The organism is Alteromonas sp. MMG017, from assembly GCF_018100795.1.
Classification (GTDB): domain Bacteria; phylum Pseudomonadota; class Gammaproteobacteria; order Enterobacterales; family Alteromonadaceae; genus Alteromonas.
The window spans coordinates 37,684-64,423 of record NZ_JAGJDY010000008.1 but is presented as its reverse complement, the minus strand read 5'-3'; the positions used below and the strand labels follow the sequence as shown (position 1 = coordinate 64,423).

Genomic DNA, 26,740 nt, shown 5'->3' with positions numbered 1-26,740 from the left:
ATTAATAATGAACGAGACCAATGAGCGATTTAAACAGAACTGAGTTAGCGCAAACTATTTTAGATACCATGTCCAATGTAGCGGTTATTGCAGATTGTACGCTCATCGATACCATTACTGATGAAACCGTACTGCTTCAAAGCGGTTTAGATTCACTAGGATTTGCCATGTTAGTGGCGCAGCTTGAAGAAGACCTAGGTATAGATCCATTTAGTGAAATGCAGCTAGCGGTATACCCGCGCACCTTTGGCGAGTTTACCGCGCTTTATGCAAGTGCATTAGAAGGCTAACAGGGTGTTATCGCTGCTTGAGCAGGTCTCAAATTTTACCGGTGTTGCACTGGTTCACAATACCAAAGCAGATAGCAGCGGTAATGATGACGCTCAAGCTATTCAATACACCACTTACGAAACCCTAATTGTCGAAGCCAAAGCATTACGCGCCAAAGGAAACTTGCCTTGCCAGGCGGTACTTTCTTTTGAAAACCTAACCACCTTTGTAACCTACTTGCTAGCCTATGAAAGCGTGGTGGAAAATTTATATCTACAACCTGAAGCCCCGCTTGCCCTCCTTAATACAAGCAACGCAAATAACAGCGCCACTAATAAGAGCAACGCTTATAAGAGTAGCGCTAGCACGCCAGATAGCACAGATAAATACACAGCTGCAACCGTGTTGCATTTACCAACGTCGGGCACAACAGGCACGCCGAAATGGATTGCTCATACTAGCGCAAGTTTATGCCGCGCGATTAAACAAGGACAGCAGCATCAGCAAACCCGCTGGGCATTATGCTACCAACCTTTTCGCTACGCTGGCCTGCAAGTACTCTTACAAAGTCTGCTTAATGGTGCCACGTTAGTAGATTGCACCACCGCCGATACCGCAAAAAAAGTAGACATTATTAGGCGCGAAAAAGTAAATGCGATTTCCGCCACACCCACCCTTTGGCGTCAATTTTTATTAAGCGGTGCTTTTTCAGATAGCTCGCCTCCTTTCACTATTGAGAAGATAACTCTTGGGGGAGAAATTACCGATGCCCCCTTGTTGGCCCTATTAGCCAGCCAATTTCCGAACGCGAAGATTATGCATGTATATGCTTCAACCGAAGCTGGTGTAGGGTTTGCGGTTACTGATAGTCAGCCTGGTTTCCCAAAACAATGGTTAACTACCGGCGTGAATGGGAATAACTTAAAAGTGGATAGCGAAGATGTGCTTTGGATCAAGGCTAATGCAGCGCAAAACACTGAATTAAAAAAGATAAATAACACCATTGTAGAGGTTGATTCAGAAGGCTACGTAAACACAAATGATGTAGTTATGATTAAAGACAATCGAGTTTACTTTAAAGGCAGAGCAAATGGTGCCATTAACGTCGGAGGGCAAAAAGTGCACCCCGAGCATGTAGAACAAGTGCTTTTACAATCGCCATTAGTGTCACAAGCTCTAGTCTACGCGAAGAAAAGCAGCATCATGGGGCAACTTGTTGTGGCCGATGTTGTGCTTTCTTCTAGCAAAGACATTGAGACAAAACCCACGATAGCGTTACTGCTACATTGTAAAAAGCATCTTGCCCGATTCGAAATGCCTACAAAAATTAACGTTACTGATAGCATAGCCATCAATGCCTCAGGCAAGATAGGCAGAACACAACAAGCGTCAACAGAGTAAATATATGCAGCAGCCAACATCAAATAAGAAACTAGTGATTGTGACCGGCGCGAGTCGAGGATTAGGCCTTGCAATATGCCACTTATTGGCAGCAGATAACTACCAAGTGGTGGCGATTTCACGGGCAAGCAGTCCCGCCCTTGATGCATTGTGCAGTCGCAATGATGTTACCCATATTCCGTTTGATTTAGGGAACCTTGATTCACTTCACGAACTGACTAAATCAATAGTGAAAACACATGGTAGACCTTATGCGCTTATTAATAATGCCGCCTTAGGTTTTGATGGTGTGTTAGCCACTATGCATAACAGCGAGATAAATACGCTGCTGAATGTGAATGTTCAGGCGCCCATTTTACTGACCAAATATTTGTCTCGCGCCATGCTACTAAACCGCACGGGGCGAATTATCAATATTTCTTCAATTATTGCCAACACCGGATTTAATGGTTTAAGCGTTTATGCTGCCAGTAAAGCGGCGCTTGAAGGATTTACTCGCTCCCTTGCGCGGGAAGTTGGAAAAGCCGGCATAACAGTGAATTGCGTAGCCCCTGGCTACATGCAAACGGATATGACAGATAGCCTTACTGGCGACAAGCTTGAAGCAGTGAAACGCCGTAGTCCTTTAGGCACGCTTGCCACGCCTGAAGATGCGGCGGGCGCGGTATTGTATTTATTAAGTGATAGCGCAAAATCAATTACGGGTACAACCATAACCGTTGATGCTGGCAGCACCGCTTAATTAAATAGCTTAGCTAGTTGGCTTAACACAATATGCCTTAAGTATTACGCTTATCTATTCGGCTTAAACATCTGGCTTAAATATTTGGCTTAGCAGGCAACGTCATGAATACGTTTATTATCTATTAATGTTAGTCACGTGCTCGATACGGATAGCGATACGGATAGGACACCCATTGGCATTGGCGAGAGCTTAGCGAGAACGCATTACTATGCAGAGCAATATTAATACCTCACAACCAGTATACGTAGCACCAGCCAACCCAGCAGGAAGGGCACTTGCGAGTGCGCTAACGGCTGAGGGGTACAACGTATGCGGGCTAGCTGATAACTTAAAGCAAGCCGATGGAATAATAAACTCACACGCTCAATCAAAACCTGATGCTATCGTTATTATTTGCAACGGCCCCTACACGCATAATGTTGCCAAAGGGCTTATGGCAAGAGGGTTTGCCCCCCACCAGCTTTACACTTCGTTAAAAGAAGATGTCGACACCACAGCGCCAACGTCAAGCTCTGGCGCAAACAGTCACTCGAACATTCACCCGTATAAAACGCCGATAAACGAAAAATTTAAGTCATTTCGGTTTAGGTTTTTCTCATTCATCATCCAGGTATTAAGAAGCATAGTGCCGCAACGGGGCTATGTGTATTACGCGGAGCAGTTTTTTGATACCAATATGCTGTTGGCGTACCGACAACACCGTAGACAATACCCTGATGAACCTTGGTTGATAGGCAGAAATATTAAGCAAGATTTAACCATGCTGGATGCCGATAATCATCTACTACGTTTATTTTCGCTTCTCGGGCTTTGGCAAATGGTACGTGCTAAAAAGATGGTGGTAGATCATGAGTTCACCGGGAATACCTTCACCCTTTTTAGAAAGTTTATTCCTGTTGTACAGCTATGGCATGGGTTACCTTATAAAGCGCTAAGCGGGAATATCCATTACCCTGATATTTGCGATGATGCCTTCATCTCTAGTTCATCATGGTTTAATGAACACATCTTTCCCACTATTTTTAGGGCCAAACGCTATTTAGATTTCGGATACCCTCGAAATGACGTGTTTAGTCAATCACCTGAAGCGCGAGACTGGATAAACGCTGAGCCTCTTAGCACATTGACTCATATTCAAAATACCACAGGTAGTATTGTTGTTTACGCCCCCACCTACCGCGATTGGGGGGATAACGATTACCCGTTAGATTTAGATAAGATAAACGCGTGGTGTGAGAATAATAAACGCTCTTTTGTTTTAAAATTTCACCCGTTTATTTCAAGGCAGTTTGGCGATGCTATGGCTCTACCTGACAGTGAAAACGTTCAAGCGCTTCCTTCGCATCCTCATATCTATTTATACCCTAGTGGAAAGAATATATACCCTTGGCTGGCAGATGCAGAAACTTTGATTACTGACTATTCCTCAATCGCATATGATTTTTTATTAGCGAACAAGCCGATTGTTTATTTTCAATATGACAAGCAGGATTATCTGAAATTACGTGGAAACACATTGGTGAGCGACAGTGATTTTATTGCGGGGGAAGTGGCGTTAGCTATTGATGAATTACTTCGGCTTCTTACCGACTCTGCGGCAGCAAATACTGAATTAGTATCAGCGCTGCGTGATAAGTTTTGGCTCGGTAACAAACCGGCTTGCCCATTAATTCTTGAAGAGGTTAGAAGTTAAACCTCGCAATAGCCATTACCCTCTCATTCTACTCGTTTGCACTCATGTAATACTCATCGAAAATTGACATTATCGTTTCAACAGTCTCAGGCGTGATGTGTCGGTTATCTTCTTTCCAAGGCGAATCAATGTAGTTATTTACTAACTCGTATGATGGGAAATAGAGGGCATCTCCATGCTCCTTTTGACTCAAAAACTCATGCAATACAGCACGGAGTGTTGCTTTCGAAGCAGTATTCGCAGCAACTACTGACTTTCCGTGATATGAACCAAGGAGCGGTATTGGGGAAAGGGTAAACAATACTTTCCCATTAGGAACATTAGATTTGATTAAGCTATAAATTCGACGCAAATTCTCTAAATTTTCGGAAAAGGAAACAAACCTACTTTCAAATCGAGTTGGATCTAAGCGTCTATTTGGCACAAACTTCCAGAGGTATTGCTCACTCTCTTTGTCATACCAAGCCTCCGTAAGCCCCAGTGTTATTATAAAAAAGTCTGTTTCTTTAATAATTTGTTTGCAAGCTTCCATACTATGATATGTCTGCGCTTTTTCTTCGGCGGAACCGATGAAAACAGAGCCCAAAGGTTTGTTGTTAAACGCCCACTCAAACTGGGCAAGTAGAGCTGGTGTATGTACCATTATTTCGTCAATACGAATTAAATCTGATTGATTATGGTCCCAGCTATGAGCATTAACCTGGTAGCCTTTTTTGAGTAAATAGCGAGATACATTTCCAGCGAAACAAGAGCCAAAGGCGGTTATTTTTGTATTTTTAGTAATCAGTGGCTCAGGCGGTGCGTAACCATGCATAAAATAGTCTGAGACCGCCTCGGCACTTTCAAGCTGCGTATTACCTGGCCAACGATTCAAGCCATTAAACCCATGCTTTTCTAAAACGCTCAATTTACGCATCTCTGTCTCCGGTATTAATCATTCTCACTCCTTTATTATCGACCATACTCCAGTACGCTTAACACTTTTCTTAAACTAAATAAAAAGTTACCTTGACCAGATTTATTCAACGTAACGCTTTAGAATATTAAATAGCTGCCGTTAATTCATGTGACAGCTTATAAGTAAAGGCGCCCCAAATGCTTTCTGAAAGATTCAAAAATGATAACGTTGCGAGGTTAACATTAAAGGAGGCGCAATTAGCCGCTAGGAATGAATATTTGTCTCAAGTGGCCCTTGGCAAATATCAGTTCGAATCGGTAATTTGTGAATGTGGAAGTAGTGATCTAGAAATTTTGGCTAAAAAAGACAGATACGCCATTCCGATTACCACACAGATATGCAAGTCATGCGGTCAAGTTTTCACCTCTCCACGATTAAACCAAATAAGCACCTCAGATTTTTATGCTAATTTGTACAGAAAGCTCTATGTAGGGGCCTCGGCTGCAGACGAACAGTTTTTTAATCGACAAGTTCGTCACGGCAATCGCATATTACGCTATTTATCAGATGTTATTGAGCCCAATAGCGGTTCTGTTTTAGAAATTGGTTGTGGTGCCGGAGGAATATTAAAGCCCCTCGAAGAAGCTGGCTATTCGTGTATTGGTATAGATTTAGGGGACACCTATTTAGATATGGGCCGACAGTTTGGGTTAAATCTTCATTGTATGTCTTCTCAACAACTTGTCGAAACAACAAAAGAAAAATTCAATTTAGTTATTCTCAGCCATGTATTTGAACACTTTCTTGATATAGGGAAAGAACTCAACACCATCTCCTCGCTGCTTGCAAAAAATGGCCTTCTCTATATAGAAGTTCCAGGCTTATTTAACCTCAGAAACACTTATGACAGTGACTTTCTTAAATATTTGCAAAATGCACACAACTATCACTTTAACTTGGCATTATTGAAAAGGGTACTTGGAAAATATGGCTTTTCACTTGTGAAGGGCAATGAATATGTACAAGCCGTATTTAAGAAATCTGATAATTTTGTACCTTGCACGGATAATCAATACTCTAGCATTCGCGCATATTTAGATGACCTAGAGAGCAATCGCGAATGTTACGTTAAGCAACAAAGTGAGAACGCTGAATTGGCAATACGTCAACGCTTTAGCGAGCTCGATTTGACACTCAGTACTTTTCCCGACGAATCCGTATCTCTTTACGGTACTGGCCTGCACACGAAACAATTACTGTCTTACATCACTCAAGCAAAGAAGTTGAAAAATATAATATCACCTGATGCGAAAGAACATGGAAACATAATGGGGGGCCTTCCGGTAGTTGCCCTTGAAGCACAGATTCCAAAGGCAATTGTTATTTCATCCAATTCGTATCAAGAAACGATATTAAGGCGAATAAGTCATCTTGAATCTAGTGAAGTTGAGATTATTTGCCTGTACAAGTGATGCACTTAGCATTAGCTATGCTAGAGAATAAGTTACTGCTGACGCTTAAGTGCTAAATTAAATTCATCCAACGTATCAATATCAATTGAATCAACTTCGTCCATAACAAATGAATAGGTGGTGGGCTGGTATTGTGCTACTAAACTATCAACCTGGTAAATGAAGATAGCGCCATTGGGCATGTACACACGGCCATTGCTCTGTCGATTAAATAATCCGCCTTGATTTAAGCTATCGTCAAGGAACCGAAGTTGCCCTTCGGCATTATCTTGTAGCAGCCATCGGTACTTATTCTCAACCTGATAGACAGACGCTAGCGACTTTTCTTCGCTAGGAATACTTTCAAAGTACTCAAGAGCAGCATTGATGTGCTCATAGGTTCTGAGCGGGGAAGTGGGTTGAAGGCAAACAACCACATCATAAAATAGATTAACTTTTGCCATCTCATCTACTGCGTGTTTGAGTACTGACATCATCCCTGCTGTGTCATCAGAGAGTGTATTGGGCCGAATAAAAGGCACACGTGCGCCCCACTTTTTTGCCACTTCTGCATACTTATTACAATCTGTAGATACGACAACATCCAGCACATATTTTGATTGCTTAGCGGCCTCTATACTCCATGCTAATAAAGGCTTGCCGTTAAATGGCAGTATATTTTTGTCTTTGAGCCCTTTTGAGCCAGAGCGGGCAGGAATAACAGCTAAAACGCGCGATTGATTAGACATCACGAATTCAACAACGCCGCTGTACTTTCGTAGCTTTCTTGCAAAGTACCATCGTAAACTTCAAGCGTAATTGTTTTATTTTTTAGAACGACACTTTCTAGCAACTTAAATACTTCAGTATCCTTGTGTAGCCCATGATTGGTATCGGCCATGCCATTATTATCACTAAAGTGTAGGTAGTCAGATTGGGCAACCAAGGTTTTAAGTTCATTTTCAAAACTTAGACCCAGGCTATTACAGCTTACCTTGAGGTGCGCTATATCAAGCAACAATGGTGCGCCTGTGGCCTTTTGCAATTTGTTTATTGATACGCTATCTGTCGCTAGAAACGGATTACCTTGCGTGAAGGTCTTGTGATTTGCAGCCGATAAAACATTATTTTCCACGTAGAGTCTTACACCGTGCTCAATAGCTCTACCGTTGACTTTTTCCCATGCAGCAGAAAACAATTCAATGGCCTCATTCTCAGGCTGTAGTGCAACATTTGTAAATGCTTTACCTAACTTGTTTGTGTCGGGCTGCAAACGAAACCCTGCATGAATACCATATACTGGCGCCTCCAATTCACCCGATAATTCAATGACATTGAGTACATGCTCGATTGAACGGCGTCGTTCCGCTTTATCATGGGATGATAAATTTAGAACAAAATGCTCTTTGGGAGGGGGGAAGTAGTTGTGGCATCGATACGTTAAGCCTAGCTCAGATTTTAATGCAATTAACTCTGCTTTCCATTCAGGATATAAATTGGTTCCCCCGGAGAGTTCGATGTTTGTAAAACCTTGCTCAGCCAACATTTTAACGCTTTGCGCAATACGGCTATTATTAACACAACTGCTGGAAACAAAAATAGCCGAGTTCATGGTTTTACCTTTTTAGCTGGACTACCGACGTAAAGTCCTGGCTGATCAATATCACAATTTACAAACGCATTAGCACCAATAATAACACCATCTGTTAAGCGCACACCTTCTCGGATAACCGCGCCAGCGCCTACAAAGCATCTATCTCCAAGCGAACAACGCCCTAATACCATAGCACCAACAGCAACATGGCTATGGCATCCTATTCGGGATTCATGCTCAACAATAGCATGGGTATTAACAATCGTGTTTTCACCTACGATACATAAAGGGCCAACATAAGCCCCTGAGAATATTTGAGAACCTCGTTGCGCTGTCGCATTTTCGTCTATGCTTGCGCGCTGATGTACTATTGGCTTATTCCACAATCGAGTGTGGTACTGGTGAAACATGGCTTCTCGTGTTTTGTTATCGCCTACAGATAGGACAAGAGACTCTACAGATTTTGCCAAATCCGATACAACCGGTATGCCCATCACGTTTTCATCCGCTAAGGCTGAGCTATCCACTATACAGGCCACTGATACATCAATAGAACGAAGTAGCGATAACACTGAACGAGCATGCCCTCCGGCACCAAGTAAGGTGACGGCGTCAGACATTTACTATATCACCTATGTTAAATCCCTTTGTCGCTGATTTTCCATATACACTTTGGGCATAATTAGCAGGGATCCCTACGCCGCCAGTTCGTTTCGCGCAAATATTACTTTCACTAAAGGCAGCACCTGGCTCAATATGACAACTCGCCACCAAACACTTTTGAAGTGAAAGCCTATTTTCACGCTCACACAACTCCACACGTTTTATATTGCGCCCCATCATGGTATCTACTCGCCTTATTTCACGCATAAAGCTAATCAATTCATCGGGTGAAAGCGATGCTTGGTGGTCAGGACCAGGCAATGTCTTATCTAGCGTAAAGTGTTTCTCGATAACTAAAGCTCCAGCAGCAATTGCATAGGGCGAAGCGCCTATGCCTACCGTGTGATCGGAATAACCAGCGATAACACCATAATCTTCAGCGTATTTACGAATAACGCTTAAGTTCAAGTCAGCCTCTGGCGCAGGGTAACTGGAGGTACATTGTAATAACACCACATCTTTACAGGCTTCATGAATTGCTGAAATAGCATGATCGACTTCTGACTGCTCACTCATGCCAGTAGATAATATAATCGGAATACCTATCTTAGCGGCATTCAGAAGAAAAGGAGTATTGGTTAAGTCAGTGGACGATATCTTTAATGCTGATAATCCCAACGTCGCGAGAAAAGAAAGACTAGGTTCATCAAATGGCGTAACTAGAAAATCAATGCTTTTCGCTGCGGCATACTCTGCTAACACCTTGCAATCATGCGCACTGATCTCCAGCGCCTTCAACATTTCGTACTGTGATTGACTGTCAGTTTTATTACCAACTTGATATGCGGCTTTTTTTACATCAGCTTTAATAAGGGCATCAGTATCAAAGAGCTGAAATTTAACCGCATCGGCGCCCGCAGCAACCGCTGTGTCTATTAGTTTCTTAGCCAACGCGATATCACCATTGTGATTCACCCCAGCTTCTGCAATGACATAGGTAGGCTCCCCTGCCCCTATAGTATGTTTTCCTATGGTGACATTTTTTGAAAAGCGATAAGTTGTCATTATGAAAGGCTCCGTTGGCGGTTGGTAATTGCGGCACTGATGATTTCACACACTCTTTGAATATCTTCACAACTCAAACCTACAAAAGTGGGCAATGACAAACCAGATGAAGATAATTCATCGGTAGATTTCAGCGCAGTTCTTTCATTTGAATAAGGCGGTTGTTGATGTAGTGGGTAAAAAAACAATCGCGACTCTATTTGGTGTTCCGCTAAAACATCTTGTAATTCGGCTGCACTAATCCCACTTAATGCTTCATCTATTCTTAAGGACATAAGCCAATTAACAGGTGTAGCCCCCTTAATAACGCTTTTAAAAATGACCCCAGGAACATCCTTTAGGCATTTATTGTAGAGAGTTTCTTGTTCACTACGCGCTTTTGCAAATTCATCGAACACATTGAGCTGAGAAACGCCAATAGCAGCTTGAATGTTGGTCATTCTATAGTTTAATCCCGCAATATCATGCCAATATCGTTTCTCGGTGCTCATGCCGTGATCTCGTAGCGTTCTTATTCTAAGCGCGAGTGCATCACTATCTGTCGTCACCATGCCCCCCTCGCCGGTGGAAAGGAGTTTATTCGCAAAAAAGCTATAGCAGCCCATATCACCAAAAGTACCTAGATAACGGCCATCTAGTGTAGCACCAAGCGACTCAGCACAATCTTCAATAACGGTTAAGCCGTTGCGTTTAGCGAAATTATTAATCTCATGCATTCGTGCGGGGTTCCCGTATAGATGTACGGGAATAATAGCTTTAGTTTTGTCTGATAACACCGCCTCAGCGTCGTTAACATCCAGCGTCCACTCATCTTTATTTACACAGCAAAGCACAGGTGTTGCGCCACATAAAATAACTGCATTTGCGGTAGCGGCAAACGTTAGGTCAGGCACAATAACTTCATCCCCCGGCCCTATCCCCAAACAGAGCAACGCGAGGTGAAGTGCTGCCGTTCCGCTGCTAACGCTGATGGCATACTTAGCCCCGCATTTCTCTGCAAATTCGTTTTCGAACCTCTCGACGTAAGCACCCTTCGATGAAATCCAACCCGAATCTAAACAATCCACAACAAAGGTTTTTGCTTCTTGCGTGAGATAAGGCTTTGATACTGGTATAAAATCAGTTTTGCTATTCATTGCTATACTTATTTAAAATCGCTTCATCTCTTGAAAGGGATAAGTCGTGAGTCATCATTTCATTTACCATTTCATCCAATGTGACTTTGGGTTTCCAACCTAATTCGCGCTCCGCTTTACTTGCATCCCCCCACAATACGTCCACTTCATTTGGACGAAAATAAAAAGGATCTATTTTTACTACTACGTCACCGACATTGAGGCTACTGATAAAGCTACCTAAAAGTGTTTCCGTTTTTTCTTTATCAATTGTATCTATTCGCGCAATTTCATCCACGCCACCACCTTGCCAAGCAAGCGTGATACCTAGTTCAGCAAAACTCAATTCAACAAACTGCCTTACCGATGTTTTACTTCCTGACGCGATGACATAATCTTCAGGTTTATCTTGCTGAAGCATCAGCCATTGTGCTTCTACATAATCCTTTGCATGCCCCCAGTCCCTCTGTGCATCTAGATTACCTAAGTATAGGCAATCTTGAAGACCATAAATCATACGCGCGATAGCTGAGGTAATTTTACGGGTAACAAAAGTTTTACCCCGTAACTTCGACTCGTGATTGAATAAAATGCCGTTACAGGCAAACATCCCGTAAGACTCTCGGTAATTAACGACAGACCAGTAAGCATATAATTTTGCAGTGGCATAAGGTGAGCGAGGATAAAACGGCGTAGTTTCACTTTGGCGAGGTTCTTGAATCTTGCCATACAACTCAGACGTTGAAGCTTGATAGAACTTTACCTTATCAGCCTGTTTTAAGGTTCTAATTGCATCTAGCAGGCGTAAGGTTCCAATAGCGTTTACGTCAGCTGTATTTTCTGGAGCGTTAAATGAGACATGTACGTGACTTTGCGCGGCTAAGTTATAGACTTCTGTAGGTTCAATATCGGCCAGTAACCTTACCAATGACAGCGGATCAGACATATCGCCATAGTGTAGATAGAAGTTATTTTTAGTCCCTTGAGGTGGCTGAACAAGATCGTGTACGCGATCTAAGTTTGGCAATGAAGCCCGTCGCCTTAACCCGTGAACTTCGTAGCCCTTACTCAGCAAAAAGCGCGATAAATATGCGCCGTCTTGCCCTGTAACCCCTGTGATTAATGCTATTTTCTTTGCCATTACCTGACCTTAAAATTATTGTAAGTTAAGGGTCGTTATTCCAAACTCTTCAAACCTATCATATATAGACTCGATATGATCTCGAAGTGTAAACCTGTCACTGCCGTAATGACGTGTGCCCATAGCGGCCAATTCATTTTCGTTTAACATATAACAAATTGCCTCACACGCATTACCTGATAGTATTTTCATGTTAAATAAACTTGTTGAGTGTAAACCTACTACCTTTTCAGGCATACGGCCTTGCGATGCACACGCTAATTCATAAGGCTGATCGTGGAATTCTATTGAGTATCCCAAATCAGATAAAATCTGCGCCTTAGATTTTATATCTTCCGCTCTGTGAGCAAAGTAAATTAATGATGTTTTTGCATCATGGGACTTAGCAGCATGAGTCAAGATGTCGTAATAGCGCTTCGAATCAAGCAGGCCCTTTTCACATACCGGCGAGCCAATGAAATGCCGCTCTACGTTTTCATAATGGTCGTGTAGTGCAAACTGCTGTCGAAGCAACGACAGTGTATTTCGAATAGAATGCTTACTATCATTAAATTCAAATATAGAAAAAAGGCGAAACTTCGTAGGATTGTGAGATATCCCCAATGAAGATTTTAGCTCCCATGCCAGCGATTTTCGCTCGGGGTTATCTGAATGCATAGAAACAGGAAGCATATAATCACTAGGTCGAATTATAAACTTTTCAAAAACATTCGTAGCAGCGCCATCATCTACTAACACCACGTTATCTGCATTGATATTACAAGCAATATCTTGCATCCATAGCTGTCGTAGGTCGCCAATTAATACCGTCGAAAAAGCATCATTTGCAAATACAGTGATAAGATCTGAATAGGCGCCAATTCGCGAAGCTAAACTCCCTTCTTTAGGGATAGAGAGTAGCTTTACAGATTCAGGTTTCGCAAACTTATGCATTGCTTCAATTTGAAGCATAGAGTTTTCACAGAACGTAGCTGCATTCACTATGGTAATGCTGACCCGCCGTCCCATTTGATGCAAATACTCCAACGCACACCAATATTGAAATGGTGATGAGATGAGCATTAAAATCTTCAATTGATGGTTGTCACTTGTCATTTACTGTTTACCCAACGACAAAAACGTCTGCACTTTTAGAAACTTATATTGATATGACCATGAGTTTATCACCTATAAACCACGGGTCGTAAGCTCCTTATTTATCGGCAGTAAACGTAAACAGTAAAGCTTTATTTTTTAAAGGGCTAATTCAGACACGAGTGGCGGGCCACAGAGCGCTTCTAAGTCACTTTTTACAAAGGGTAAACGGGGGTAAAGTGATTGATATTCGTTGATACAAAACATTTTCCGTTCGTTTTGACGAAACAAGTCAAAAAGAAACTTAATTTTTTCAGCCTCACCTTCTCGGCATAACTGAAAGCTAAAATGTACCATGGGTTCGGTACCGCTTGTCTCAACATTTTTATGTCGGTAGCAATAATGATTGTGTAAGGATTCAAGCAAAAATTGGCTACGGTGCCTGAACTTGTGGGCTAAGTTATTTGAGAACTGAGCTGGAAATTTATCCCTAAGCGTTTCGATAATTTGTCTATCCATAGGTTGAAACCCATGGCTTATATTTATAAAAGAGTGGGAAGGGAACCCGAGCATTTTAGCGGCATTCATCATGCCTTGCTGAAATAGTGTTGGCTGTACTTCGGTGGTGTGTGAGACCCAATCACCATAAATTACAGGCAAGCCTTGCTTGAAGAAAAAGTCAGGCGCAACATTGCCCCCAAGCATAAAATCATCGTTGCCATATATAAATTTCTGGCTCAACCTTGGAATTTTATCGATTAGAGATACTATGCTGCGGGTGTTAAATGTAGGTAGGTACTCTTCATTTCCAGAAAATATAGTTTTGTGATCGACTATCTCTATGCGATCTTTAAAAAGCTTTTTGGACTCTAAAAATGAAGGTATTTGACTATCGGTTACTAGCCAAATTTTCCTATACCAAGGGGCATGATGCTTTATTGAACGTAGACAGTAGCGCAGTTCGCTCGTTTGTATAAATCTTAGGTTATCAATCGACTGCTCTTCATCATCTGGCTTACAACCTATATCAGAAGATAAAAAGGCCTGCCTTTTGGCACGGTGTTCAGGCGCATCTCCGTCTACCCAAAGTATAACGAAATCTATACCACTTTCTTGATTAATTGGGTCTGGGCTACTGATAAACGTAGATAAAGTCATAAGTGCTTGGCTTAGCGCGTTTTTCGGTCAATGAATATTTGTTTCATGCTCTGGTATTTTTCATCATTTATTTTTCGACCGAGAATATCTAAAACCTTAATATGTGGAAGATAATAGACCCTATCACCACTACCTAATAGTAATTCCTGCTCATCCAAACGACGTTGGCTCAGTAGTAAAAAGTCGGAACCACTGTAGGCATAAATCCCCTCAAGTGAGAGTAATCGCTTATCAAACCAAGGTGTATCCGCTGCGTCATCGTTATAAATTAACTTGGGAATAAAAACCACACCATTAATGCCACTAATTATTGAAAGCACAGCAAAATTCAATCCAGTTTCATCGTTACATGACACGGAGTACCCTTCTGTTAAATAACTTCCAGGGATGTAAACTGAATTTCCGTCCTTAATAAACAATGACTCTATATTTTTTGCGACCTCTCTTACTATCACATATCGCTTTTGATTCGCTTCTTTATTTGAAGGTTCAAAATTAGTAGTTAACAATGCGGCAGGGTTTTTCTGGTCTCTATATTCGTCCACAATAGAAATGAATGTGCTACTGCGACCAATTGGCGCACTGCTATCGATATCAATATTAAAAGGTTTTGAGGATAAGTAGTTTCTTAATATAATTTCTCTACGTTTACCCATGAAACTAGTAATACCATCCAGCTCGAATCGAGCATGTGCAAACCCATCACGAATATACTTTAAGTAGCGTTTCCATATAGAAAGAAGTTCGCTACTTAATGAAATCATCCGTGTTTCATCACTTAAATTAGCCACTTTAGTGAGTGAGCTATTAATGTAATTTAACGTTCCATTTAGGTAAAAGAAAAGAAGAGAGTTTTTGTTCAGCAAAGATTTGACCACAAAGTTCCTTTGCTCTTCTATTAGCACTGTTAAATCTTCTTTGCTCTCTAATTCTGTAGGTACTAGAAGATGAAATTGGGTAAGCTCTTCTATTAATATATTACTGTCGTAGCGACTGTTAAATCGCTTTTCAAAGTCATCAAAATCTAGTTCTGTAAAAACCTGTTGCTTCATTGCTTCAACAGCCGCATCTCTTTGAACAGCGCTACAAACTAAAATGGCATCCTCTTTGCGAAGCGGTTTCGCTCCCGCTATTTTCGCGCCATCATTTAGGTTATACACTTCGGCTTTCTTCACCGACAAAACATTTTCTAATACAGATTTAGATACTTTAAATTCATATTTAGTTTTTACTACGGGCCTAAAATTTCCGGGCAGAATTAAAGATGTATTGTTTTCAGCAGTGTAATCGTAGAGTTCGTTGCCTTTCTCACTGTAATACCCTGAAGATTTCGAATGATGATAATTTTCATCCACAAACCCCATATCAGTCCCAAACAGATAAAACTGCTCAAAGCCGATTTCCGTCAGCAGGTTCATAGCGAAATTAGTGACGGTAGGGTATGCGGCATCAAGAGCCCCAAAGGTCTTCTTGGGGTACAGTTCGGCAATAGACACTGTTGAGGCTTCACCTTGCTTAAATGCCAAATACACATCTTTGTACAAATCACAGGTGTCAGGATGAATTCCGTTGCAGCTTATTAAACTAATTTGTTTTAAATAATCTGGCGCATTAACACGAATCGCCCAGTCATAAGTAGACCGATTTGATTCAATTTCTGCGTGAAAATGAGGGGTAATACCGTGTTTATAAAGTGTTTGAAGCGCCGTTCCGCAAGAAACAATAATTGCCGCATCAACTTCTTCTTTAATCAAAGGTATGAGATCGTCAAGCGAAGGGCCATTACCAACAATAAAAACCGGTACTTCTTTGTGAATAGACTCTAAATGAGTTGAAGGATTATAACGCATCAGAGGCATATGGTGTTTTATCGCTGAATGTGTGTGCGAAAGGCCATATTTTGCATTATCGAGATAGTCACCCATCGCAATAATAACCTGTAACTGCTCTCTTAGTTGAGATACTGCGGTTACTAACCCTTGATTATAATAAGATTGATAGAAGTATGAGTTGGCCAGCACATAAGGGCCAATAGACTGAAACTGAACCAATAAATCATTAATTAGATTACTTCCATCGTCTCCAATATTTAAGTAAAGACGACGTTCTTTTTCATTGAAATAATCTAAAATTTTAGCCCAATCAACGCTATATAAAGACGCGTAAAAGAAGTCTTTATTAGGTTCGCAAATAAATAATTTTTCTATATCAAAGTTATCAACAAAATACTCGAAATCGTACCCAGCAGCCAAACCAAAAAAGATAGTCGATTTTACTTTTTCTGGTAACTGTCCCGACTCTTCTTCAAAGCCCTGGAGTACTTTCTCGCATTCTGTAACCAATTGATAGTGGGTGTAATTGCGAAGCTTTTTCCCTTTATAACCAAGCACTAAACTGTCTTTGTGAGGGTGCTTAGTAAAGTTTTTAAAGCTGTGGTGGGCTTCATTTTCCGGCGCGTTACCATAGAAAAGAGCGCCAGTAGCTTTATAGCAAATATTGATGCTGCCATCGGGGAGTGCAACGGGCTCCCACACGGCCGGAGAATATGCTAAAAACTCTTTATATAATTCGGGGAAATACTGTTTTAGTGCATCAAGATTACGCAGCTTGGTGCTTTCATCGAGAAAGCTTTGATCCCAGTTAAACTGATTCTTAATCTGGGTCCAAGGGGAAATATAATTAACAATAGGATTGAGTGTAGTGCGTTTAAATCGCCAATGCTTAAACTCATCCCAGGTCAGGGTTTTGAGACCACTTTCAATTTGATCGAACGTTGGATTATTAAAATGCTTGTATAACGCAAAATTTGTTAAACCTAAATGTTCTTGTAGCTCACTGATATCACTATATAAACTGCTGCCATCGCTGCCTATTTGTAGAAATAAAGCAATTCCCGCTTTCTTCGCATCACTAAGAATATCTTTCCAATTAATGGATGAAAGTGAGCAAATAAAATAATCAACATTAGGTTCGTAAACGACAATACTTTTATATGCCTGGCACGCTATCAGTTCTTCAAGGTGATAACCTAGCCCCAAACCCAGAACGACCAATGTATCTGTAGCAGTGGTGATACCTGACTCTTCGACAGACACATCAAGTCTATCATTCAAATATGCACGCAAATGCCCACTTACTTCTTCTTTTGGTGAGATCCCATAAAGTACCTGGCCAGTCTGAATGTCGACAATATTCAACTCGCCAAATTTATTGCACATTATAGTAGAAGACGTAGTTTCTTGATTGACGAAAAATTTTAGTAAAGAGGGAATTTGACGCCTAAAAGCCTCAACACCTTCATGATGACGCCGTTGGATTGATTTCGCCACGTCTTGTTCAATGTTCTGTTGCTTTTGTTCGTCTTCATCAATGTGAAACTGGATTTGGTTTAGCATGATTATTTATATTTCTTTAATGCTGCCCGCCCACGAGAATATTGAACGGCTTCGTCTTTAGCACTATCTAGCAAACCACGCGCCAATTTCTCCAATTTATTATTTATCTCTAACTCTTTAGCAGCGAAAGCTTTTTCTACTTCAGCGTCCATTTGCTTCAGCGCCCGCCTGATTACACGGTCGCGTAGTTGAACCAAAGATCTAAAATTTTCAGTAGGAATGGGGGCGTCAGAAGGCACCAAACAGGCAGCTAATTTTTCATTAACTACCTGTAAGAATAAAGGAGTAAGTTCGTGATTAAAAATAACCTGGTTCACATAGCTTGACGATTTTGACGCTGAGCTTCAAAGGCCTCTTGCTTTGCAGTTTCAGGAATTTGTACCCACGCGTCTCGAATAGGTGTTAATAGGCTAGACACTTCATCAAGTAACTTCAAGTCGTTATTTACATGCGCATCATTTAAACGCTGAATCATATAGTCATAGAGATTAAACATGTTCTGCGCTACTTCACCGCCAATTTCAAGATCTAACGTGTCACGCAAGTGCATGAGGATAGCGCTTGTTTTAGAGATAAAGTCTGCTTTGGTAATAAGATCTTTTCTTTCCATTGCACCTTTAGCATAGGCGATTCGATCTAACGCGCCTTGCAGTAGCATGAGTGTAAGCTTATGCGGATCCGCAGACGCTATATCTTGTTTTAGGTTACCTTTGCGGTAAGCGTTAATGCCTTTAAGTGCCATAAAATCTCCGAAAACTTCTTAGCCTAGTGAAGCAAGTAGTGCCGAACTAGTCTGGTTTAGCTGAGCAACAGTTTGGTCTAAGTTCAGATACTTATCACGAAGTATTTCTTCATAGCTAAGCATTCTTAATTCCAATGTCTCTCGCTCGTCGTACAAATCATCTCTATCGTCTTTGGCCGCAGTTTCGCGCAAACTAATTAAGCCACTGTACGAGGTATATTGGTTAGCAAAATCATAAAGCCTCACCGCAATACCTTCATCGTCATCAGTAAATAGTGAAGCTATTTCATCAAAATTATCTTCAAGAGCATCAGCAAGACGATCTTCACCTGAGCCCAATCCATAGTCTGTTGTGCCAATTTCTAGTTTACCGTCGTCATCAAATTCGATACCTAATTGGAACAAGCCCCCCAACGCAGATGCGCTGTTACTGTCACCAACTATACTGGCCAAGCCGGATTGAATTCCGCGTAATAACGAATCTCCAGCCAATGCGCCATCATCTTCTAATTCTGACTCACCGTATTTAGTTAGCAGGCCTATTTCGTCAATCAAACTATTATAGTTTTCTACGAAATCACGAATTTTTTTATCTAGGCCTTCTTTGTCGTAACCAATTTCCAATTTGGTAGAAAGAAAATCACCGACGGCGTCTTTAGGCGAAATTTCATTGACTTCAAAAGACACGTTTTGAATGGTGTTTTCAAACTCATTAGATTCACTTTCAACCGCGATACCATCTATATAAGCAATCGCATTTTGTGCAGATTCAATATTCGCAGGGTCGATGCTACCTGCACCACCTGTGGTGGAAAGCCTATCTAACTCGGCGTTACCATTATCATTAGTGATAACCAAATCATTGCCCGTACCCGTTTCGCTAGAGCTAAACACTAAACGCGGGCCGGCAGCTGTGCCGGTATCGATAATGTTGGCAGTTACGCCGAAGTTATCATCTGCGTTATTAATTTTTTCTCTGAGCGCGGTTAATGAAGTACCAGCAGTAATATCGATGGTAAAACTGTCACTTCCGCCCACATCAAACGTAAGTGAACCAGTACCTGACGTGAGTACTGGATCTGAACTGGCAGTAAACGCGCCATCATCGGTAGTAATTCGGCTGCCCTGGGCTAATTGCTCAACCACAATATCGTAAGAACCACGAAGGGCTGAATTAGATGCTTCTGCAGAAAGTACATCGTCATCTTCAGAAGGGTTGGTAATAGTGGGTTCACGACCATTGATGTCGTTATCGCTTCGTAAATCATCAACCGCATCTTTAAAATCAGAAAATTTGGATTTAATCTGACCTAAGCCTGAGATTTCAGCTTCAATCTGTTCTTCTTTCGCATTCAACCTGTCTTCTTTCGGCTGACGCTCAGCGGTAAGAAGCTGTTGAACTAGGTCGTCAAGTGCTAAACCTGAACCTACACCTAATGATTGAATTGTCATACTTTACCTCGTTAAACACGGTTGCTAAACGCGATTATTAATAAATACCCCTACACTGTCGCCTACATCTTGCTGCAAATCTTGAATACGTTCAGCAAGCGCTAATACTTCTTCAGAGGGTATTTGTCTTATTACATCACCAGACTCAGAATCTTTTACCGTAACAACCGAGCGCTTAGTTTCGTCATCAATAGAAAACGCCAAATTCCTATTTTGCGTTTGCAAGAATGATTCAACTTCTTGAACTGCGTTCTCTAGCGAAGCTTGATTCTCTGCTTCTGATACTTTATCGGCTGAAGGGTTAGAACCTTGAGCCAAATTTTGTACACTAGACACACCGTTTTTTAGCGCCGTATTTGTTCCACTACTGTTTGCTTGCTGTTGGCCAGCACTATTATTTTCACTGTCGTTGCTCGCTTTCCCTGAGCTCTCGTTTGGCGCCACTTTAGACACCGTTGCGGATTCAGAAGCTAATGCAAAAGCTTGACCAGTTTGATTATTTACAATTTCCACTTATTTCACCCCCCTTTTGAAACGACAAAACGGGCCCTTGCAAGTAAGCAAGCACCCGTTACATTCCAACTAAGGTATTAAATTATAGCTTATCCAAGCAAAGATAGCGCAGTTTGAGGGCGCTGGTTTGCTTGACTTAGTACAGAAATAGATGCCTGCTGAATAATCTGATTACGTGTTAGATCTGCAGTTTCAGATGCAAAATCGGTATCACGAATCTGAGAACGTGCAGATGACAGGTTCTCACTGATATTGCTCAAGTTACGAATAGTTGATTGGAAACGGTTTTGAAGCGCACCCAGGTCAGCTCGAACTCCCCCAATACCTGATATCGCAGCGTCTACATCAGATAGAAGCGCAGACGCGCCATCTGCCGTGGCAACACTGTTGGTAGTAATACCCAACCCAGTTGCACTAAAGCCGCTGATAGAACCAAGATTAGTTGAAGATAAGTTCACAGAAATAGTTTGGCCAGCATTTGCACCTACTAAAAATTTAGCAGAGAAATTACCGTCCAAAATTTTCACGCTTCCGAATTGAGTATCGGTCGCGATGCGCGAAATTTCAGTTCTAAGCGCAGACACTTCTTTTTGAAGTGCTAAGCGGTCAGCTGAAGAGTTAATACCATTTTGTGATTGAACTGCTAATTGGCGAATACGCTGTAAGCTAGACGTTACTTCGCCAAGCGCACCTTCAGCAGTTTGTGACAATGAGATAGCATCGTTCGCATTACGAACAGCTTGGTTCAAACCTTCAACTTGAGACGTTAGACGGTCAGAAATTTGAAGACCAGCAGCATCATCAGCCGCACTGTTGATACGAAACCCAGATGACAATCTCTCAAATGACGTGTTCAATTTATCACTCACGTCAAAAAGCTGACGTTGAGCGTTAATTGATGACACATTAGTATTTACAAATAAAGACATTAGATTACCTCCTAGGGATTCAATGATGCCTGTGCTATCATTAAATCCTTCCAGTTCAAATTAGCTGGGTCACTACTCCCGACTAACTTCCTCTTGCAAAGTAAATTACATTACCCCTCAACAATAGGTATCGGCCAAGTCTTTAGCTTCTTTAGTTTTTTTTTGTCTTTTTTTTAAAATAAATCAAAACAATAATTAAGCCACTGATTTTTAAAGATTTAATATCCGTCTATTTTTGTGACTTTTTATCTTTCCGGCCACTAAAGCGACACACATGCTAGTCTATTTACGATAAATCGATTCACATTCTGGCTGGCAACATTTACTTTTAACGGTATTGCGGCATCATTAGGTTTAACAATGATTCGTAGATTGGAAACATAAGTGAATACACTTGGCATGGAAGGTGCATTTGTATTTGTGAATCATTAATTTTGCTCAAGTTAATGATTTCAGTTTGGCAGGGTGTTTCGGCTTAGAATAAAAAAAAGGCCGAGACATTAAATCTCGGCCAATCTGCTCACGTTAGGAGATTGAGCAAATACTGTTTCAGTCGGCTGGCAGGGTTTTAGTAGGATAAACTGGCCTCTCAACCAACACTTCTACACTCTCAGTCCTGTTAGTCGGCGCTTTCTCAAAGGGGGCGGCCTTAAATGGCCGCCATTCCTTCATTAGGGGATGGCCTCTCAACTCCTTCCCAATTAAAACGCCTTATTTACTTCTTACCCTAGTAGTGACAATGCCGCTTGTGGACGTTGGTTCGCCTGGGCAAGAATAGTTGTACTTGCTTGTTGAAGAATCTGGTTACGGCTCAACTCTGCCGTTTCGGTGGCAAAATCTGTATCTTTAATTCGTGATCTTGCCGCAGATACATTCTCAGAAATATTACTTAAGTTTCTGATGGTAGATTGGAAGCGGTTTTGAAGCGCACCCAAGTCGGCACGCAGGCCACCTATTGCAGATATCGCATTATCTACTGAACCAAGCAATGCTGATGCATTCGTTTCTGTTAATACATCATTATTCCCACCTGTAATTCCTAAACCTGTCGCACTAAAGCCATCAATGCCTGCGCGGCCCAATGCTTGTGTAGACAAGTTAACAGAAATCGTTTGCCCAGCGTTGGCGCCTACTAAGAAGCGAGCTGAAAACGCGCCAGTTAGTACATCTACGCCAGCGAACTGGGTAGTGGTAGCAATACGTGAAATTTCAGTACGAAGTGCCGACACTTCTTTTTGAAGCGCTAGTCTATCCGCAGAAGAGTTAATACCATTTTGCGATTGGATAGCAAGAGTACGAATTCGCTGCAAGGCTGTCGTGGTTTCTTGCATTGCACCTTCAGCAGTTTGCGACAACGAAATCGCATCATTTGCATTACGTACCGCTTGATTTAGACCTTGAACTTGTGAGGTCATACGGTCGGTAATTTGTAGACCTGCAGCATCATCAGCGGCACTGTTAATTCTAAAGCCAGATGATAAACGTTCAAAAGCAGTATCTAAGTTATTGCCTGTTGAGAACAACTGGCGCTGCGCATTAAGCGATGACACATTAGTATTTACGAATAGACTCATGAGAGGTCTCCTAACAGTTTAAGTTTTGCGCTATTGATTTTATTATTTGCGCGAGTTAATTAAATATTTTGGCATAGCTTGTGCTTCACATAATTGTCAGGATTTTATTCTGACGCTTTAACGGGTCACTCCCGGTGAAGCTTGTTACACAGAGAAGGAAACTTCTCTTTTGCTGACTGTCGGGTTTGTTGTTCCAGACCTCAAACCTCTCACTACCTCCTGGCTTCATTCTCGCCAGTCAGCAGCTCAATCAGCAAACTTAACTCTTTATCGACTTACCTCACCATTTCCTTTAGAACTTTATGAAAATGATTTTTCTGATTTTAAGCTATTGATCTCCTGACAATATCTAAAACCTAGTAGTCAACTAACACTCGTCAAAACCTCTTAAACTTATTGCTTTTATTATTCGTTTTAGGCTTTAAAGAGAGGAAGTAATGTTTACCTTCCCTTTGTTATAGTTATCGTACCGAACTGCCGTTTACTTTAGGTTTTTTTGATCTTTTTGAAAAAACCTTTTATTTCAATATTTTAATTCGCAGAAATAAAAAAAGGCCGATTAAAAAATCGGCCTTTTTAAATATAATTCACTGTAGAACAACTGAGGTTAAAGGTTCACTACCTCCTGGCCCCATTCTCTCACTGTTAACGACTAGCTTATTAACCTAGAAGCTGAAGTGCTGCCTGCGGACGCTGATTCGCCTGAGACAACACGGTAGTGCTCGCCTGCTGTAGAATCTGGTTACGGGTCAAGTTAGCTGTTTCAGTAGCAAAATCGGTATCTTTGATTTGTGAACGTGCTGCTGAAACGTTTTCAGAAATATTACTAAGGTTACGAATCGTTGACTGGAAACGGTTTTGAAGCGCACCTAAGTCGGCACGAAGACCACCTACCGCTGAAATAGCCGTATCTACGCTAGCTAGCATACTTGATGCATTTTCACTGGTAAGTACGTTATTTGTGCCGCCAGTAATCCCTAAACCTGTCGCACTGAAACCCTGAACACCAGCGTTTGCCAACGGGGTAGTAGAAAGGTTTACAGAAATCGTTTGGCCAGCATTTGCACCTACCAAGAACTTGGCAGAGAAGTCACCTGACAATATATTTACACCAGCAAACTGAGTTGTGGTTGAAATACGTGATATTTCAGTTCTTAGTGCAGATACTTCTTTTTGAAGTGCTACACGGTCAGCAGAGCTGTTGATACCGTTTTGTGATTGAATTGCTAGTGTACGAATACGTTGAAGAGAAGTAGTCGTTTCAGACAACGCACCTTCAGCCGTTTGCGATAGTGAGATCGCATCGTTAGCGTTACGTACCGCTTGGTTAAGACCTTGAACTTGTGAAGTCATTCGGTCGGTGATTTGTAGACCTGCGGCGTCATCTGCAGCACTGTTTATACGGAAACCCGAAGACAGACGCTCAAAAGACGTACCCAAAGAATTGCTTACATCAAATAATTGACGCTGAGCATTCAATGAGGAAACATTGGTATTGACGAACATAGACATAAAGTCTCTCCTACACTCTCAGTCCAGCGTGAGCTGGCTGCCGGGGATCCGGCTATTACAATTTTAATAGTCACCAATACCTGAGGGGTAATGATGAACTGGCTCTCTCAGTGTTTGTATCGACATAACCGCAGTTCCCTTTAGAATTATTTACAAAAATTGCCGTAGTACGGTATAAAATTGCCGTTTACGATTACATAACAGTCGGTTTTTAAAAGAGTATTAGCGTGAATATAAATTTGAAGATTAGTGCGGTTGAGCGAGTTTCATCTGAAGGTGAGCACTGCGCGTTTACTGATTTAATCGAAAATCCCTTCGACAATAGTCGTAAGTCACTACTGAGCTGCTATCGACGGGGTGTAAATCACATAAGCCCAGATGGTGTTGTGATTGTCTGTAAAGTGAATATTGATTCTGGGGCAAAAACTTACCAACGACTCGCACTCCCCTCTTGGGATTTGCGCGATCCAAAATTTTGTTTTGATGGACGAAAGTTAATCATCACAGCCTACGCTAAGCACAAAGACGTAAATACCGGTGCGATAACCACTAAAATGGTGAGTTACTTTTCTACTACCGGTGAGTCTTGGTCAACACCCCACTTTTTCGGACATTCAGGTTGGTGGCTTTGGCGCTTAACATGGAACAAGGGAAAGGCTTATGGGTTTGCCTATAATCGTAAAAATCAAAGGATTGATTTATTTGAGGGCAACCCACTCAAACAACTTTACCTTCAAAAGAAAGGCGCTATGTCTTTTGAAAAACACAAATTTGGCTATCCGAATGAAAGCCATATATTGTTTGATGATGCTGATAGAGCGACGGCGATTGTACGCCGAGATGCCGATAGCTTCAGCGCCAAATTAGGCTTTTCATCACCGCCTTACACGAATTGGAAATGGCATGATTTGAAACATTATATTGGCGGACCGGTTGTGCTATCACTAACAGAAAATAGCTATGTGGTAGCAGGTAGAAATTGGGATGGTAAAAATCTGACAACGGCAATTTGGTTACTTTCATTAACTGATTATTCGCTGAAACTTTTAATTACCTTACCGAGTAAAGGAGACAATAGTTACCCTGGCTTGGTATGGCAAGACGACACTTTATATATCTCTTACTACTCAGATCATATCGATAATAAAACCCGAGTATACCTTGCCACACTATCGGGGATGAATACCTTACTAGATGAAGTTGAACAAGGATAAATTAGATACTTGCGGGAATGTCGCTAGCGCCGCACTGAGTGCAGTTTCTTGTTTGGCAAATTCCGTAGAGGCTTCTGCATAATCAACATCTTGGATTGATGAGCGAGATGCCTTTGCCGCAATTTCCATATCAAGATTACTTTCGTAAGTGGATTCAGCGATATTTAAGCGACTACCTATAGAGGCGCGTTCGAGAGATATTTTTTCTAGCCCATTATCTAACCCGACTAACGAATCGGCAATAGCCTCTTGCAGCGCACTATCATCAATGGTGCTGTCCATAAGTATGGTTTGAATTTCATGAAGCGATTGGGCCATACTCTTTTTCTCAGGCGCATCCAAAGAAAAATTAATGGTATCGCCAACGGCTGCACTCGCTTCAAACTGCATGCCTTTGATAGTAAATGGGCTACCGGATGTATAATCAACCGTTCCCACAACAGCACCGGTACCAGTATTGGTTAGCTGTGCTTCTCCCGATGCCAAAAATTCCACTTGATAGTCATTGTTCGCACTGGTTACAGGGTCATAATTCTTGTTGAAAAAGGTATCAAACGTACCTTGTTCTTTTACCACTGTGTTTTGTAAATCCGCGACTGTACTGCCGGTTACAGAGAAATCAAAACGTGATAGTACGTTCTCAAAAACTTCATAACCGTTGCTGGTAGATTGTATTTTTGAGCTAGACGATAGCTGAATAAAACTTACGCCTGCATCACCTGAAAACGTGATGGCATTTCCTGATGAAGCGGGGTTATAAGTAAAGGCTTGGTTTGCAGATTGATAACCTGCATACATATAATTTCCATCGGCGTCTTGGGTATTCATTAAGTCGAAAATTTCCAACTTAATTTGTTCTAACTCAGCCCCAATGGCGCGTTTATCAGGATCGTCAAGAATACCCGAGCCTGCTTGAACCACTAGTGTTCTAGCACGATTAATCGAATTGGTAATATTTGTTAGCACTGCTTCTTGCTGTTCTAGAGAACCTGTTACCAAATCATTATTTCGTTGAAACTGCGTCAGCCCATCAAGCTCTTCGGTCAAGCGCAATACTTTTGCAGCGCCCACTGGGTCGTCTGCCGGCGTAAGGATCCGTTTTCCCGTTGCTAACTGCTCTTGTGTTTTAGCCAACCCTTCTTGGTTTTCCATAATGGAGCGAATGCTTTGGTCGTAAATTTGACTCGTTGATATACGCATA

Annotated in this window: 24 protein-coding genes; 6 read left to right on the top strand and 18 right to left on the bottom strand. The window is 41.6% G+C overall.

Annotated features, from left to right (window positions below):
• Positions 1-20 precede the first annotated feature (20 nt).
• The 4 genes from J8L84_RS13425 to J8L84_RS13410 all read left to right on the top strand — a co-directional run bounded on the left by J8L84_RS13425 (position 21) and on the right by J8L84_RS13410 (position 4,109).
• Positions 21-290 (top strand): phosphopantetheine-binding protein, encoded by a 270-nt coding sequence (locus tag J8L84_RS13425; protein ID WP_211071144.1) that lies wholly within the window; start codon positions 21-23, stop codon positions 288-290.
• Between the two features lie 4 nt (positions 291-294).
• Positions 295-1,671, top strand: a complete 1,377-nt coding sequence (locus tag J8L84_RS13420) for a fatty acid--CoA ligase family protein (protein ID WP_211071143.1) — start codon at positions 295-297, stop codon at positions 1,669-1,671.
• 4 nt (positions 1,672-1,675) lie between these two features.
• On the top strand, positions 1,676-2,413 hold the full coding sequence (locus tag J8L84_RS13415) for an SDR family oxidoreductase (protein WP_211071142.1): 738 nt from the start codon (positions 1,676-1,678) through the stop codon (positions 2,411-2,413).
• 211 nt (positions 2,414-2,624) lie between these two features.
• The gene (locus J8L84_RS13410; RefSeq protein ID WP_211071141.1) at positions 2,625-4,109 is read left to right on the top strand and encodes a CDP-glycerol glycerophosphotransferase family protein; all 1,485 of its coding nucleotides are present in this window, start codon (positions 2,625-2,627) and stop codon (positions 4,107-4,109) included.
• 28 nt (positions 4,110-4,137) lie between these two features.
• On the opposite strand, the gene J8L84_RS13405 is transcribed toward J8L84_RS13410, so the two are convergent.
• Positions 4,138-5,025 (bottom strand): GSCFA domain-containing protein, encoded by an 888-nt coding sequence (locus J8L84_RS13405; protein ID WP_211071140.1) that lies wholly within the window; start codon positions 5,023-5,025, stop codon positions 4,138-4,140.
• A 179-nt stretch (positions 5,026-5,204) separates the two neighbouring features.
• Between J8L84_RS13405 and J8L84_RS13400 the strand changes: the two genes are divergently transcribed.
• Positions 5,205-6,479 carry a class I SAM-dependent methyltransferase gene (locus J8L84_RS13400; RefSeq protein ID WP_211071139.1) on the top strand — a complete coding sequence of 425 codons (1,275 nt, stop codon included), beginning with the start codon at positions 5,205-5,207 and terminating at the stop codon, positions 6,477-6,479.
• A 32-nt stretch (positions 6,480-6,511) separates the two neighbouring features.
• Here J8L84_RS13400 and J8L84_RS13395 read toward each other — a convergent pair whose 3' ends face one another.
• The 16 genes from J8L84_RS13395 to J8L84_RS13320 all read right to left on the bottom strand — a co-directional run bounded on the left by J8L84_RS13395 (position 6,512) and on the right by J8L84_RS13320 (position 24,325).
• Entirely contained in the window at positions 6,512-7,207 is a 696-nt protein-coding gene (locus J8L84_RS13395) for an acylneuraminate cytidylyltransferase family protein (RefSeq protein WP_211071138.1), read from the bottom strand.
• Complete coding sequence (locus J8L84_RS13390; RefSeq protein ID WP_211071137.1) at positions 7,207-8,070, bottom strand: sugar phosphate isomerase/epimerase; 864 nt, start codon at positions 8,068-8,070, stop codon at positions 7,207-7,209. Before J8L84_RS13390 ends, J8L84_RS13395 begins: the two co-directional genes overlap by 1 nt.
• Complete coding sequence (locus J8L84_RS13385; RefSeq protein ID WP_211071136.1) at positions 8,067-8,672, bottom strand: NeuD/PglB/VioB family sugar acetyltransferase; 606 nt, start codon at positions 8,670-8,672, stop codon at positions 8,067-8,069. The genes J8L84_RS13390 and J8L84_RS13385 overlap by 4 nt, the downstream gene beginning before the upstream one ends.
• On the bottom strand, positions 8,665-9,720 hold the full coding sequence (locus J8L84_RS13380) for an N-acetylneuraminate synthase family protein (RefSeq protein WP_211071135.1): 1,056 nt from the start codon (positions 9,718-9,720) through the stop codon (positions 8,665-8,667). Before J8L84_RS13380 ends, J8L84_RS13385 begins: the two co-directional genes overlap by 8 nt.
• Positions 9,720-10,856: a DegT/DnrJ/EryC1/StrS family aminotransferase gene (locus J8L84_RS13375; protein WP_211071134.1), complete on the bottom strand. Its 1,137-nt coding sequence runs from the start codon at positions 10,854-10,856 to the stop codon at positions 9,720-9,722. The genes J8L84_RS13380 and J8L84_RS13375 overlap by 1 nt, the downstream gene beginning before the upstream one ends.
• Positions 10,849-11,976: a GDP-mannose 4,6-dehydratase gene (gene gmd, locus J8L84_RS13370; RefSeq protein ID WP_211071133.1), complete on the bottom strand. Its 1,128-nt coding sequence runs from the start codon at positions 11,974-11,976 to the stop codon at positions 10,849-10,851. The genes J8L84_RS13375 and gmd overlap by 8 nt, the downstream gene beginning before the upstream one ends.
• A gap of 15 nt (positions 11,977-11,991) precedes the next feature.
• The gene (locus J8L84_RS13365) at positions 11,992-13,071 is read right to left on the bottom strand and encodes a hypothetical protein (RefSeq protein ID WP_211071132.1); all 1,080 of its coding nucleotides are present in this window, start codon (positions 13,069-13,071) and stop codon (positions 11,992-11,994) included.
• Positions 13,072-13,209: 138 nt separating this feature from the next.
• On the bottom strand, positions 13,210-14,208 hold the full coding sequence (locus tag J8L84_RS13360; RefSeq protein ID WP_211071131.1) for a Stealth CR1 domain-containing protein: 999 nt from the start codon (positions 14,206-14,208) through the stop codon (positions 13,210-13,212).
• Positions 14,209-14,219: 11 nt separating this feature from the next.
• A complete protein-coding gene (locus J8L84_RS13355; protein WP_211071130.1) occupies positions 14,220-17,603 on the bottom strand; it encodes a 6-hydroxymethylpterin diphosphokinase MptE-like protein in 3,384 nt (1,127 codons plus the stop codon).
• Between the two features lie 2 nt (positions 17,604-17,605).
• Complete coding sequence (locus tag J8L84_RS13350; RefSeq protein WP_211071129.1) at positions 17,606-17,920, bottom strand: hypothetical protein; 315 nt, start codon at positions 17,918-17,920, stop codon at positions 17,606-17,608.
• A complete protein-coding gene (gene fliS, locus J8L84_RS13345; RefSeq protein ID WP_013785132.1) occupies positions 17,917-18,345 on the bottom strand; it encodes a flagellar export chaperone FliS in 429 nt (142 codons plus the stop codon). Before fliS ends, J8L84_RS13350 begins: the two co-directional genes overlap by 4 nt.
• A gap of 18 nt (positions 18,346-18,363) precedes the next feature.
• Positions 18,364-19,797 (bottom strand): flagellar filament capping protein FliD, encoded by a 1,434-nt coding sequence (fliD, locus tag J8L84_RS13340; protein ID WP_211071128.1) that lies wholly within the window; start codon positions 19,795-19,797, stop codon positions 18,364-18,366.
• Positions 19,798-19,821: 24 nt separating this feature from the next.
• Positions 19,822-20,310 carry a flagellar protein FlaG gene (locus tag J8L84_RS20680; RefSeq protein WP_211071127.1) on the bottom strand — a complete coding sequence of 163 codons (489 nt, stop codon included), beginning with the start codon at positions 20,308-20,310 and terminating at the stop codon, positions 19,822-19,824.
• 89 nt (positions 20,311-20,399) lie between these two features.
• The gene (locus J8L84_RS13330) at positions 20,400-21,239 is read right to left on the bottom strand and encodes a flagellin (RefSeq protein ID WP_211071126.1); all 840 of its coding nucleotides are present in this window, start codon (positions 21,237-21,239) and stop codon (positions 20,400-20,402) included.
• Between the two features lie 722 nt (positions 21,240-21,961).
• Positions 21,962-22,813 carry a flagellin gene (locus J8L84_RS13325; RefSeq protein WP_057793361.1) on the bottom strand — a complete coding sequence of 284 codons (852 nt, stop codon included), beginning with the start codon at positions 22,811-22,813 and terminating at the stop codon, positions 21,962-21,964.
• A gap of 660 nt (positions 22,814-23,473) precedes the next feature.
• Positions 23,474-24,325: a flagellin gene (locus tag J8L84_RS13320; RefSeq protein WP_057793363.1), complete on the bottom strand. Its 852-nt coding sequence runs from the start codon at positions 24,323-24,325 to the stop codon at positions 23,474-23,476.
• Between the two features lie 227 nt (positions 24,326-24,552).
• Between J8L84_RS13320 and J8L84_RS13315 the strand changes: the two genes are divergently transcribed.
• On the top strand, positions 24,553-25,539 hold the full coding sequence (locus J8L84_RS13315; RefSeq protein ID WP_211071125.1) for a hypothetical protein: 987 nt from the start codon (positions 24,553-24,555) through the stop codon (positions 25,537-25,539).
• Here the strand turns inward: J8L84_RS13315 and flgL are convergent.
• Positions 25,516-26,739, bottom strand: a complete 1,224-nt coding sequence (flgL, locus tag J8L84_RS13310) for a flagellar hook-associated protein FlgL (RefSeq protein ID WP_211071124.1) — start codon at positions 26,737-26,739, stop codon at positions 25,516-25,518. The two genes, J8L84_RS13315 and flgL, sit on opposite strands and share 24 nt — an antisense overlap.
• Position 26,740 lies beyond the last annotated feature (1 nt).

Excerpts from the sequence above, each read along its gene's own strand:
- J8L84_RS13425 (WP_211071144.1), top strand. The coding sequence starts at position 21 with ATGAGCGATTTAAACAGAACTGAGTTAGCGCAAACTATTTTAGATACC.
- J8L84_RS13415 (WP_211071142.1), top strand. The coding sequence starts at position 1,676 with ATGCAGCAGCCAACATCAAATAAGAAACTAGTGATTGTGACCGGCGCG.
- J8L84_RS13410 (WP_211071141.1), top strand. The coding sequence starts at position 2,625 with ATGCAGAGCAATATTAATACCTCACAACCAGTATACGTAGCACCAGCC.
- J8L84_RS13405 (WP_211071140.1), bottom strand. The coding sequence starts at position 5,025 with ATGCGTAAATTGAGCGTTTTAGAAAAGCATGGGTTTAATGGCTTGAAT.
- J8L84_RS13400 (WP_211071139.1), top strand. The coding sequence starts at position 5,205 with ATGCTTTCTGAAAGATTCAAAAATGATAACGTTGCGAGGTTAACATTA.
- J8L84_RS13395 (WP_211071138.1), bottom strand. The coding sequence starts at position 7,207 with ATGTCTAATCAATCGCGCGTTTTAGCTGTTATTCCTGCCCGCTCTGGC.
- J8L84_RS13390 (WP_211071137.1), bottom strand. The coding sequence starts at position 8,070 with ATGAACTCGGCTATTTTTGTTTCCAGCAGTTGTGTTAATAATAGCCGT.
- J8L84_RS13385 (WP_211071136.1), bottom strand. The coding sequence starts at position 8,672 with ATGTCTGACGCCGTCACCTTACTTGGTGCCGGAGGGCATGCTCGTTCA.
- J8L84_RS13380 (WP_211071135.1), bottom strand. The coding sequence starts at position 9,720 with ATGACAACTTATCGCTTTTCAAAAAATGTCACCATAGGAAAACATACT.
- J8L84_RS13375 (WP_211071134.1), bottom strand. The coding sequence starts at position 10,856 with ATGAATAGCAAAACTGATTTTATACCAGTATCAAAGCCTTATCTCACG.
- gmd (WP_211071133.1), bottom strand. The coding sequence starts at position 11,976 with ATGGCAAAGAAAATAGCATTAATCACAGGGGTTACAGGGCAAGACGGC.
- J8L84_RS13365 (WP_211071132.1), bottom strand. The coding sequence starts at position 13,071 with ATGACAAGTGACAACCATCAATTGAAGATTTTAATGCTCATCTCATCA.
- J8L84_RS13360 (WP_211071131.1), bottom strand. The coding sequence starts at position 14,208 with ATGACTTTATCTACGTTTATCAGTAGCCCAGACCCAATTAATCAAGAA.
- J8L84_RS13355 (WP_211071130.1), bottom strand. The coding sequence starts at position 17,603 with ATGCTAAACCAAATCCAGTTTCACATTGATGAAGACGAACAAAAGCAA.
- fliS (WP_013785132.1), bottom strand. The coding sequence starts at position 18,345 with ATGGCACTTAAAGGCATTAACGCTTACCGCAAAGGTAACCTAAAACAA.
- fliD (WP_211071128.1), bottom strand. The coding sequence starts at position 19,797 with ATGACAATTCAATCATTAGGTGTAGGTTCAGGTTTAGCACTTGACGAC.
- J8L84_RS13330 (WP_211071126.1), bottom strand. The coding sequence starts at position 21,239 with ATGTCTTTATTTGTAAATACTAATGTGTCATCAATTAACGCTCAACGT.
- J8L84_RS13325 (WP_057793361.1), bottom strand. The coding sequence starts at position 22,813 with ATGAGTCTATTCGTAAATACTAATGTGTCATCGCTTAATGCGCAGCGC.
- J8L84_RS13320 (WP_057793363.1), bottom strand. The coding sequence starts at position 24,325 with ATGTCTATGTTCGTCAATACCAATGTTTCCTCATTGAATGCTCAGCGT.
- flgL (WP_211071124.1), bottom strand. The coding sequence starts at position 26,739 with ATGCGTATATCAACGAGTCAAATTTACGACCAAAGCATTCGCTCCATT.